General features: G+C 34.4%; 8 protein-coding genes. 3 read left to right on the top strand and 5 right to left on the bottom strand.

Going from position 1 to position 12097, the window contains the following annotated elements; all coding sequences use genetic code 11:
• Nucleotides 1–511: 511 nt before the first annotated feature.
• Nucleotides 512–763 carry a helix-turn-helix domain-containing protein gene (locus G9Q29_RS12190; protein WP_113634439.1) on the bottom strand — a complete coding sequence of 84 codons (252 nt, stop codon included), beginning with the start codon at nt 761–763 and terminating at the stop codon, nt 512–514.
• Between the two features lie 875 nt (nt 764–1638).
• Here G9Q29_RS12190 and G9Q29_RS12185 point away from each other — a divergent pair.
• The 3 genes from G9Q29_RS12185 to G9Q29_RS12175 are packed head-to-tail and all read left to right on the top strand — an operon-like array spanning nt 1639 to nt 8648.
• On the top strand, nt 1639–4632 hold the full coding sequence (locus tag G9Q29_RS12185; RefSeq protein WP_166137775.1) for a SusC/RagA family TonB-linked outer membrane protein: 2994 nt from the start codon (nt 1639–1641) through the stop codon (nt 4630–4632).
• 19 nt (nt 4633–4651) lie between these two features.
• Nucleotides 4652–6061 (top strand): RagB/SusD family nutrient uptake outer membrane protein, encoded by a 1410-nt coding sequence (locus G9Q29_RS12180; RefSeq protein WP_225872935.1) that lies wholly within the window; start codon nt 4652–4654, stop codon nt 6059–6061.
• A gap of 4 nt (nt 6062–6065) precedes the next feature.
• Nucleotides 6066–8648 carry a S9 family peptidase gene (locus G9Q29_RS12175; RefSeq protein ID WP_166137772.1) on the top strand — a complete coding sequence of 861 codons (2583 nt, stop codon included), beginning with the start codon at nt 6066–6068 and terminating at the stop codon, nt 8646–8648.
• A 42-nt stretch (nt 8649–8690) separates the two neighbouring features.
• On the opposite strand, the gene G9Q29_RS12170 is transcribed toward G9Q29_RS12175, so the two are convergent.
• From G9Q29_RS12170 to G9Q29_RS12155, 4 genes are all read right to left on the bottom strand, one after another.
• On the bottom strand, nt 8691–8969 hold the full coding sequence (locus G9Q29_RS12170; protein ID WP_131910607.1) for a DUF6520 family protein: 279 nt from the start codon (nt 8967–8969) through the stop codon (nt 8691–8693).
• A gap of 89 nt (nt 8970–9058) precedes the next feature.
• Complete coding sequence (locus G9Q29_RS12165; RefSeq protein ID WP_166137769.1) at nt 9059–10537, bottom strand: MauE/DoxX family redox-associated membrane protein; 1479 nt, start codon at nt 10535–10537, stop codon at nt 9059–9061.
• A gap of 88 nt (nt 10538–10625) precedes the next feature.
• The gene (locus G9Q29_RS12160) at nt 10626–11546 is read right to left on the bottom strand and encodes an AraC family transcriptional regulator (protein WP_166137766.1); all 921 of its coding nucleotides are present in this window, start codon (nt 11544–11546) and stop codon (nt 10626–10628) included.
• Between the two features lie 38 nt (nt 11547–11584).
• Nucleotides 11585–11968, bottom strand: coding sequence for a DUF7793 family protein (locus tag G9Q29_RS12155; RefSeq protein WP_131910610.1), 384 nt, complete (start codon nt 11966–11968; stop codon nt 11585–11587).
• Nucleotides 11969–12097: the final 129 nt, after the last annotated feature.

Raw genomic sequence — 12097 nt, 5'->3', positions numbered from 1 at the left:
TATAAAATAATGTTGCATCGATTTTAGCATCAAGCAACTTAAAACAAGTAATATATTAAGAAATTTTAGGAGGTTGCCAGATTTTGCAGATGTAGGAAGAATTAACAAACTTATCGTATGATATTATCGCGATGGCGATATCTGAATTAAAATCAGGTTTTTGAACAAAGTAAAAAGTACTGCAATTTATTGTAAATCCAACACAAGTCCCACATGTGTAAAATGGAGAACACTTTCCGTTACAATCATTACCGCATTCATGAGAATCATTCTCACAGCTTTTCTCCATACTACATTCTGAATGTTTAGCGTATGCAGAGCATGGTACTGCTGAAAGAAACAGCACAATAAACGATAGTATTGTCACCCATATTTTCACTTTGCTAATTTAGAGATAATATTACTATTAATGAAATATACAAAACCACTTCTACTATTTTTTACGGTTTTCCTCATTAAAAAATAAGAATTTGAAAGATGCTTAGGCATCTTTCAAATTCTTATTTTTTGTTTACTCATCAACTCGGTATTTTTTAATATCAAATTCAAAATCAAACAATTCTTTAGGATGAACTTGTAAAGCTCTAGCAAACTTCATTAAAGTTTTTAGCGTTAAATTTCGTTTACCACTTTCATACTTACTTACCTCTGCAGAATCAATACCAGTCAAAAATTCAATGTCCTGTTGAGTTTGGTTATTCTTTAATCTTATTTCAGAAATTCTTCTTCCTATATATTTTTGTAAATCTGCATTAAATTCCATTTTAATATGTTTTCAAGCAATTTCCATTTTATTAATAAAAATATTGTTGGGATATATGCCAGTATTTAAAAAATATTTCTATATTTGTTTCCTATTCAGAAATGAATTGTATTTTTGCGATCCTTCAAATAAAATATTGAAGCATTCGCTTAGAATCTAGCTCTTGAAAACTGGTAATTTTTGCAACTAGATGATAAGTAAGATGCTCACGTCCCATGGCGTGGGCTCACTTATTGTTGCACGGTATACCAGTACCTCAAGGGCAGTAAGCTGAGTTCCATGCCATTTTTTATGCGCAAAAGTTACTCCCTTTTATTCTTAGCAAATCTTCTTTTTTACAGTATCGTAAATCAATCAATTAATTGAATTAGTTAGTTTGGAAACGCACTGCCTGCGTTGGGCTGCAACTGGCAACGGCAGTGTACTTTCCTAAAAAAACAACTTAAATTCAAACGCCTTTGCACCCAAAAAAGAGTGTTCTCAAGGTTTGTGGTAACAGTAATAGCGCAAATCGAAATAATAAATTGAAAAACAGGAAACAAACAACAAAAACATGAAATACTATAAAACTATAAAAGTTACTTTAATTCTAGCTTTAATTACACTGATAATTTGTTGGCTTTATGGTTCCAATGCTTTTATATAAACAGCAATAACTAAGAAAAATAACTATTTATTTTCACATCACACGGCTTGCTTAGATGTGACAACACCTAATAAAATACAGATAACGCCTATGACTTAATAAAAAATAAAATCTATGCCTTAGCGCTTTCGAGGCTAATCACAAAAAAAAGGCCCTCTAACTCTTCTTGGCGGACGAATAGAGGACCAAAGCAAACTAAACCGAAGTCTAACTAAACCAATTCAAAAGTATGAAAAAAAAATCATTTTTGAAGTTTTGGACAACAACACAACTGTCCAAACTGTACTGCATCCTTTTCCTGTGCTTCATAACAGGATTAAATGCGCAAACACGATCTATCAAAGGTAAAATTACCGATGATACCAGCACAGTTCCTGGGGTAACCATAAAGGTTAATAATAAGCCAACAACAGCATTTTCTGATGAAAACGGCAATTACACTATACTAGCAGCGGCGAATGATGTTTTGGTTTTTTCCTATCTAGGCTATAAAACGATTCAAATTGTAGTTGCAAATCAAGTAACTATCAATGTAAAATTGACTGAAGATGCAACGACTTTAAAAGAAATCGTAATAAATGCCGGATATTATTCTATTAAAGAAAAAGAGCAAACCGGTAGCATTGCAAGAATGACTGCAAAAGATATCGACAAGCAACCTGTCACAAATGTATTAGCCGCAATGCAAGGAAGAATGGCAGGTGTCAATATCATTCAAGATGGGGGAACTCCTGGTGGTGGTTTCCAAATTAAAATTAGAGGTCGCAACAGCATTCGTCTTGATGGGAATGAACCATTATACATTATTGATGGAGTTCCCTATTCAAACGAGTCCATAGGTAGCACAAACACTTCAACAGCATTACCAAGCCAAGCCAGCCCGCTCAACAGTATTAACCCCAATGACATTGAAAGCATCGAAGTATTAAAAGATGCCGATGCGACTGCAATTTACGGCTCAAGGGGAGCAAATGGTGTGGTCTTAATTACTAGAAAAAAAGGAAAATCAGGTAAAACAAACATTTCAGTAACGGCCTCAACAGCCGTTGGTACAGCGACAAAATTTGTAGATCTTATGAATACGGAGGAATATTTATCGATGCGTAAACAAGCATTTATCAATGATGGAATTCCAATCTCGGATACTGATTATGATGTAAATGGGGCTTGGGATCAAACCCGATATACTAATTGGCAAAAGGAATTATTAGGCGGTTCAGCAACAATTAATGATTTGAGAACTAGTATCTCTGGTGGCAGTGAAACAACACAATTCTTGATTAGTGGGAACTACAGAACCGAGGGAACAGTCCTTCCGGGAGATTTTAGGTATATTAAAGGCGGTATTCTTAGCTCAATAAACCACACTTCTTTAGATAAGAAATTCAAAATCTCTTTTTCGGGAAATTACACGGCGCAAGATAATCTACAAGCAGCGACAGATTTGACATTAACAGCGCGTTATTTGGCACCAAACGCTCCCGCACTCTACGATTCAAATGGAAATCTGAATTGGGAAAATGATACCTTCGAAAATCCTTTGGCACCTCTAAATAGCACCTACCGTGCGAACACCAATGACTTGGTGGCCAACAGTGTGTTGTCATATGAACTAATTCCAGGTTTAGAAATAAAATCAAACTTTGGTTTTACCGATTTAAAAACCAAAGAAGTCAGAACGATACCATCCACGATTTACAATCCCGTTTACGAAGTTGGGAGTGACAATTCCTTACTATACTTAAACCATACCAGCAGACAATCATGGATTATTGAGCCACAAATAAGAGGTTTCAAAACTTTTGGAAACCACAAATTTGATGTACTACTGGGGATGACAAGCCAGCAACAACGCACAGAACGCCTATTCCAATCGGGTATTGGTTTTGCAAACAACAATCTGATTAATAACTTAGCATCTGCAATTACAAAAAACACAACCAATAGCGATATCTTTTTATACCGTTATCAAGCTTTTTTTGGTCGCGTTAATTACAGTTACAACGAAAAATACTTTTTAAACTTTACAGGTCGTCGAGATGGCTCTAGCCGATTTGGACCAGGCAAACAATATGCTAATTTTGGTGCTATTGGTGCTGCATGGATTTTTAGCAAAGAAAAATTCAATCCAGAAAATAGTAAAATGAGTTTTGGAAAACTCCGTTTTAGTTATGGAACTACGGGCAATGATCAAATTGGAGATTATCAATTTTATGATACCTACGGTACAACTGGTGCTAATTATCAGGGCATAATTGGGTTACAACCTACACGACTTTATAATGCCGATTTTGGATGGGAAACCAATCGTAAACTAGAATTAGCTTTAGAAACTGGTTTTTTTAAAGACCGAATTTTTAGTACGCTAGCGTTGTATAAGAATCGTTCGTCCGATCAATTGGTGGGTATTCCTATGCCAGCTACAACAGGTTTCTTGTCATTGAATGCGAATCTTGATGCTACCGTTGAAAATTCAGGTTTTGAATTTTCCGTACGAACCCTAAATATTGATTCAAACTCTTTTAAATGGTCAACAAACTTCAATGTGGCCGTTGCAAAAAATAAACTACTTTCTTTTCCGAATCTTTCAGGTTCCACTTTTGCAAATCGGTATGTGATTGGACAATCCATTGATATTGTAAAATTATACCAAAGCAAAGGTGTTAATCCACAAACAGGATTATACGATTTTGTAGATTTAAATGGGGATGGAAGCATAACAGCAGGCGACAAGCAAATTAGCAAGGACTTATCTCCTAAATATTTTGGAGGCATCCAAAACCAATTGGACTATAAAAATTGGCAATTGGATTTTTTATTTCAGTTCGTAAAAAGAGACAATTACGATTACATTTCAAATGTTCCGGGAGGTGGTCAAGTAAACCAAAGCAACACTAGTGGTGATGCTTGGCAGCAAATTGGGGATCAAAGCAGTTCGCAACTGCACACTACGGGACTAAATGGTGCTGCGGTAAGCGCTTATTATAGATACATAGAAAGCGATGCTGTAATTACAGACGGCTCTTTTATCAGACTAAAAAACATATCACTTTCCTATGATATTCCGTTACAAGCGACCACTAATGTAAAATGTAAACTTTTTATTCAATGTCAAAACCTACTCACATTTACATCTTACAAAGCAGGTGATCCCGAGTTTAAGTTCTCAGGATTCCTCCCTCCGCTAAAAGTGATCAGTGGTGGAATGACATTAAACTTTTAATCCTCAAAAAAATAGTAATATGAAAAATTTACAATTTATAATGGTACTAACAAAGCCATTTCAGGTGTATCGCATTCTTTTGGTTTTGGCACTGATACTGTCTTCAAGTTCCTGTAGTGATTTTGTGGAGGTTCCATTGCCTAATTCTCAGCTTACAGGAACTACAGTGTTTGAAAGTGAATTGACAGCAAATGCAGCAATGGCACAAATCTATGCACAACTTCGTGACGGCGGCATCCTATCTGGGTTACCTACTGGTGCATCTGTCAGAATGGGATTGTACGCTGATGAATTACAAGATTATACGAACTCTACAATTGCCCTACCTATTTACAACAATGCGCTTACGGCTGACAATGCTACTGTGGCGTCACTTTGGACTTCAAGCTATAGTCAAATATATAACGCAAATTCAGTTATTCAAGGTGTTGAAAATTCGACTGGGTTGCCTATTGTAGTTAAAAACAGAGTGTCGGGTGAAGCACTATTTGTTCGTGCTCTAGTGCATTTTTATCTGTTACAAATTTATGGTAGCATCCCATATATAACAGGAACTAATTATGAAATTAATAGAAAAGTTACGCGCAGTTCTGCGGATCAAGTATATGCAGCAATCGCGAAGGATTTAGAAAGCGCCAGTTCAAGATTGCCTGAAAATTATAGTTCTTCGGATCGTGCAAAACCCAATAAAATGGTGGCCAAAGCCATGCTGGCCAGAGTATATTTATACATGAATAAAAATACAGAAGCAGCAAATGAAGCAACTACTGTTATCAATAGTCCGCTTTATGCTTGGGAAACGGATTTAAACAAGATTTTTCTAAGAAATAGTAAAACTACTATTTGGCAATTAGCATCAGCAACTGCGGTACGAAACAGTAATGAAGGTACAACTTTTATTTTCGTATCAGGACCGCCACCAGTTTGTGCGCTTCGTACCGATTTTATGAATGCATTTGAAACAGGCGACCAACGCAAAGTGAATTGGACAAAGTCAGTTACCACCGGACTAAATACATGGAATCATCCCAATAAATACAAACTGCGCACCGCAACTACAAGTTCGCAGGAATATTCTATTGTGTTGCGCTTAGCAGAACAATATTTGATTAGAGCCGAGGCAAGAGCAAAACTAGGCGATTTAACAGGCGCAAAAGAGGATTTAAATAAGATAAGAACGACCGCTGGTTTACCAATAATTACCTCAACTATTGCAACTGAAATTTTATCTGAAATTCAAAAACAACGAAGATTTGAATTTTTTACGGAACACGGCCATCGCTTTTTTGATTTAAAGCGCACTGGATCAGTCGATGAAGTACTATCTGTTTCAAAACCAGGCTGGAACAGTTCCGATATTTTGTGGCCTATCCCTGAGCTAGAATTGAATGCAAATCCAAATTTACAACCACAAAACACAGGTTATTAAAGTTATGAAACTATTTAAAAAAAATAGTACTACCGCTTTCAGTTATTCTTGTAAAAAAACAATTCTATCATTTTGCATAGTAATATCCTGCTCTATTTACGGGCAGGATCATTCCAAAAAGAATATTGCTGAAGTAGAGTATGAAAGGTGGGGCAAATTAGAAAACAGAGCTATTTCCCAAAAGGGAAACTGGATATCATTTGATATGCAGTACAGCAATGGTTCAGATACACTCTTCGTAAAACATACGCAGAAAAATATTGGATTTAGCTTTCCACTAGGAACACAGGGCAAATTTGGCGGTGAAATTGCATTTGGTGCCTTTCAAGGAGATAAAGTAATAGTAACCAACTTAGAAAGTAGTGAAAGTTATGTTATAGCGAATAGTGCTGCTTTTGAATTTGCAAATAGTGGGAAAATTATTGTGAGCTATTCCAATGATGGGCAATTAATCATGAGAACAATAAAAAACAAAGAAATCATCCGTGTTCCAAATGTAACGGAATACCAATTGGATCAGCCTAACAATATCCTGTTTTATCACACTAGCCATGAAGGGAAAAGTAATTTCGGAACAATAAATCTTAGGACAAACCAAAAAACAGAATATCACACAACGCAAAACAAATTATCTGGTCTGATATTAGCAGAATATGGAAAAGGTGTTTTTTGGCTCGAAGAGGGCATTAACGGGAAATACACAAAACTGAACTTCTACAAAACCCAAGATAACAGTATTCAAACCTTTGAACCAAAATCATTCTTAAATTTTCCAGAAAAGCATGAAATTGTTGCCAAAAAATCTTTCAAAATTTCAAGTGATGGTAAAAGAGTATTTTTTGGAATCGCGAAACTCAAAGAAGAGGCAACACCAAAAAAAGAAGATGTCGAGGTTTGGGATACAGAAGATTTATGGATTTATCCAAAAGCAAGTAGGGAAAATCTTGAGGGATACTCCACTTTATCGGTTTGGTTTATTGAAGAAAAGCGCTGGAATGCGATTACAAGTAAAGAACTCCCTTTTGTACAGGTTAACGGCAGTAAATCAGTTGCATTACTTTACAATCCCACTGCATATGCACCTCATTTTAAACGCTATGGTGAGGTTGACTATTTCTTGTACAATCTGGCTGATGGTACCAAAAAGCTATTTTTAGAAAAGCAACCTGGTGAAAATTACTTATTGTCTTTTTCTCCAAATGGAGCGTACATATGCTATTTTAAAGATAAAAATTGGTGGCTGTACAATATAAAAACACAATCTACAGTGTCAATTATGCCACCTAAAGGTTCCGAATGGGTTTCAAATGATTTAAAGTATATAACAAGACCACATGTTTTTGGAATGAAAGGATGGAGTGATGATGGAGAATACCTTTTGGTACAAGATGAGTTTGATATTTTTAAATTTAATATCAAAGCAAATAAACTAAAACGCATTACAAACGGACGAGAAAGCGGTACTTACTTCACTGTAGATGGTTCGAACATCAAGCAAGTAGGAAATGATAATTACAACGGTTGGGCTCTTACTGAAATTAATTCAGATAATGATTTAATCGTTTCATCAAGAAATGCAACCACCAAAGCACAACAATTCAAATTAGTTTCGACATCCAATATTTTAATTCCAGTAGCAAATAATGATACAAAATCAGATGAATTGCGTAGAGCCAATAATGAAGTCTATGTCTATCGAGAACAATCACACAATCAGTCTCCAAGAATTGTATCTTTTAAAAATGGTGTAAATAAAGTTCTGTTTGAAAGCAATAGCCATGATAAAAATTTCAATCAAGGAAAGGTAGAACTAATTTCATTTTCGAATTCAAAAGGAGACAAACTGCAAGGATTATTATATTATCCGGTAAATTATGAAGTAGGCAAAAAATATCCGATGATAATCAATGTTTACTCGCAAATCACTAACTCATTGCACGAATATTGCATTCCGACTTTATACAACGATACCGGTTTTAATGTGAAACATTTTGTGCAACAGAATTATTTTGTACTAATGCCTGATGTGAAATATTATGAAGGAGAAACCGGAAATAGTGCACTGGATTGTGTTGTTGCTGCAAACAATGCAGTTGTAAAAACAGGAATGATTGACTCAAAACATATTGGCTTAATAGGGCATTCTTTCGGAGGTTATGAAACAAATTACATCATTACAAAATCGAATATTTTTGCAGCAGCAGTATCGGGTGCAGCAATTTCAGACATGGTAAGTTGGTATTTTAGTAACTCAAAAAGTCTCAATATTCCAGAATTATGGAGAAGTGAATCGCAACAATGGAGAATAGGAAAATCTATTTATGAAGACAAAGAGTTGTACCTAAAAAATTCACCAATACTTTATGCAGATAATGTTACTACACCATTACTGTCTTGGGTGGGTAAAATGGAGACTAATTTACCCTACGAACAGAGTTTACTTTTTTATAATGCATTGAGGAGAGCCAAGAAAAAGAATGTATTATTAGTATACCCAAAAGACCAGCATGTAATTGTAATCAAGGAGAATAAAATGGACCTTACAAAACGAATTACCGATTGGTTTGACCAATATTTAAAGGAATAAAAAAATAAGTGCAGTTTGAATAAACTGCACTTATTCGTTAATCTACGGATTAACAGTTCTAAAAAGCGGCGTAGCACAGTTCGTTTCACTATCTTTATCGTATACTTGTGAAGAACCACTCATACAAAAAGCATTTCCAGTAACATCGCAATCTACGTTTACCAGTTTACAACTGGAAGGGAGTGGTGAATGGATATAACCATTAATAATTGCAGTAGCCGTTTGGCTTTCTGTAGCCGTACTAGTGGTTACAGCAGCAGCACTAGCCAATGAGAATGCTACCATTGGAAGCACCATCAATTTTAAAAAATCTGTTTTCATAATAAAAAAATTAATAATTATTATTTCGATCTACTCTTTTCTACAGGTTTTCGATCTTACCCCTGATACTGGCCAGTATATCTTTAATTTTATTTTTTTAGTTGCGTTAAAATTGGGGCTCCAAAAGTATATTTTACAATTTGATGTCCTACTATTGCATACAAGGCCTTTTCAGTTATCAATAAATCACTCATTTTCATTTTATTTTCGTGGTAGATGTAGAAACTGAATAGATAGATTTTTTTCGTAATATCATAAACATCAATTATAGAAGCATAGTTCCAATTTTTTTTACTTTCATAACGACCACGAAGCCCTGATTGATTAAACAAAAGTTGATCAAAGGCAGCACTTCTTAAATTAACAGTATAAGGCGGAGCTGCAAGTTTACTATCCCCTGATTTTTTGACTCTGACTACTTTTAATTTAGCTTTGGTAGTGGTATCAATAGTCGTAACGCGATGGACAAGTTGTAAAGCTGTATCGGCTACAATAAATTGATTTCGATAAAAATACGTGTAAACGATTTTCTTTAAACCCTCACTGTAAGTCAGGGTTCCGTCCGTGTCAAAAATACCGTCTATTTGTTTTTGCAATAAGTGCTTTTGCTTTCTAATTTTTAAAGAATCATCTAAAGCTATGGTACCCAATATATTTTCGTAAGTACCTAATTGTTGCCCTCTAAATACACAAAGAGTAGAATCAATTGGTTGTAATGTAGTAAAGTAAGGTTTTTTGGTAACCCAAATGGTAGCTTTCCAATCTGAAACTAAACCCCGATAAATGATAGGAATAGAACCATCATAAAGAAAAAAATGAGCACCCACAATTTTTGTTTTAACGGCTCTAAAAGGTAAAGTATCCGGAATAAGTTGAATAGAATATTGTTTTTTATGTTGCAATGTGCTGTTAAACTCAATGATAGTTAATGGAGAAATGGTGTTTCCTAAATAGATCTTTCCTTTAGAGTGGCCGGCAAAGTAAAATCCATAATTATTTAAATTTTTTGTTAGAGTTCTTGATACAACGTTAGGAGTAAATCGACGAATAAATGGATTTTGCTTCTGCATAGTATCCTCTGATGATAGAAATAAAAAAACAACGAAAAGCACACTTGATACTACTATTAATAACAGTGAGATAATCCCTTTTTTATCATATTGATGAAGCAACAGACTGCAACTACCTATGAAAATGAAAAAAAGGTTGAAAATCAAGTGTTCAGTCCATCCTAACTTTTCTAAAATTCCACCACAAGAGCATGGAATAAACGAACTAAAATTCAAAATAATATATGTAGTAAAAACAGTCATTAAGCCCACTGATAAATAAAGGGCCTTTATTCGACTTACTCGCAGAGATAAAGCAACTACTAGTCCCAATTCCGCAAAAATTACAAGAAACGAGATAGAAGCAGCATAAGCACTTAAAAGTGGAGACTGGCCTAATTGTGTTTGAAAGTTTTCAAAATCAATTAGTTTACTGATCGCAGCATAAGTAAATAAAACGATATACAGGAAGCACACCATTTCTAAAAATACATTTTGTAATTTAATATTCAGTTTCATATTGCTTTATATTTAAAAGCAAAATTCTGAATTATAAAATAACAACACTTGTCTTTTTGGGAGTAAGAGATATCTAAAAGGGATAAATTTAATCCTCGTCTACCAAAATAAAATCAACTTCATTTCGCTTTAATTCGTTCGGAGAAAAACCAAATTGTTTTTTAAAAGATTTTGAGAAATTGGGATAATTATTAAAACCATTCATGACAGAAATGTTTTTTAACGGTATTCCAGTATGTTCAATCATAAAGAAAGCTCTTTTGAGTCGCTCTTGATTATAAAACTGATAAATACTAGTCTTAAAAAAATGGCGAAAACCATCTTTTAATTTATGTTCATTAGTACCAAATTTAGAAGAAAGTACCTTTAAGGAGGGAAGGGGTTCTTCAAGGTGTGCTAAAATATAATCATAAAGTTTTTGAATCAATAATGCATCTGCCTTTCGAGTTTTATTATGTTTCTCGTTTTCATTCCCATACAGTAAAGGACTATAAGTATCTTGACGTGCAGGAGTAACCAGATTTATTATAATTTCCGAACGATTAACCAACCTTACAATGTTACTGGCAATCGAAATAGGTAAATGTTCTTTAGGTGTAAAATCTAATGTAATAGTTATAGGCAAAGTACTATTTGCATCAAGTACTTCTTGAAGTTGTTCAAAAGAAACTGTAGTAATAATGTCCGCCAAAGATAGGTTTATCAACTCAGATTCGGAATGACCCAAAAAGGAAGTAACTTCAGGAGTAAAGCTCTTGATTAAAAAAGAGAAATCTAAAACAAATGTACTTCGAGCTGTAACTTGAAAGGTCTTATGTGTATTAATGTAACCAATTTGAAAAACCGACTCCTTCATTTCTTCCGCTACCATATTAATTAAAACAACTATCGTTTCCAATTCTTCATCATTTGAACTTAAAGGAATGCGAGTGTTGAAATTGCCACGTGCCATCTCAAATAACATTTGATGAATTGTAACAATACGCTCTTCGTTGTATGTTTTATTCATAAGATTCAACTTTTAATTCTTTTTTCTTAAATTAAACGCTAAACAAACCCTTTTAGATAAATTAAAGCGTCATCTTCTTTCGTGAAAATTTGAGTAGGTACAGAGGGCTTACTAATCTCTACATAAAAAGTACTAATAATCAAGGAAAGTTTTTCATGTACAATAAGTGCTACTGCTTGCGTCAAAATAGAGCCCGACTGTGCTAAATGATCTCTTCCAGCTTTCTCAGTAGCAACAACACCTCTAATATCACATAAAATAGGATAAGTGCATTCGTTTTGAAAATGAATTCTATCGGTTACAACGCACTGGGCTACTCTTAAATCAATAGTAGTGTTAGGTTTGTATTCAAAAAAGAGAATGCCCCCAGAGATCCAAAACCTGGCAAAATCATTCTCATAAAAATCATGTGCTGCAATCATGTTTTATGGATTTAATTTTTCTAATTTAACAAAAATATAAACATCTATTAATAAGTCACTTGCCAATTTGGGATTATTTGTTGCAATTTGGATGTTTTAGTTGTCAATTCGGGACTTTGACTTGTTATA

This window comes from Flavobacterium turcicum, assembly GCF_011365745.1.
Classification (GTDB): domain Bacteria; phylum Bacteroidota; class Bacteroidia; order Flavobacteriales; family Flavobacteriaceae; genus Flavobacterium; species Flavobacterium turcicum.
This window is presented reverse-complemented; position numbering and strand designations above follow the sequence as displayed.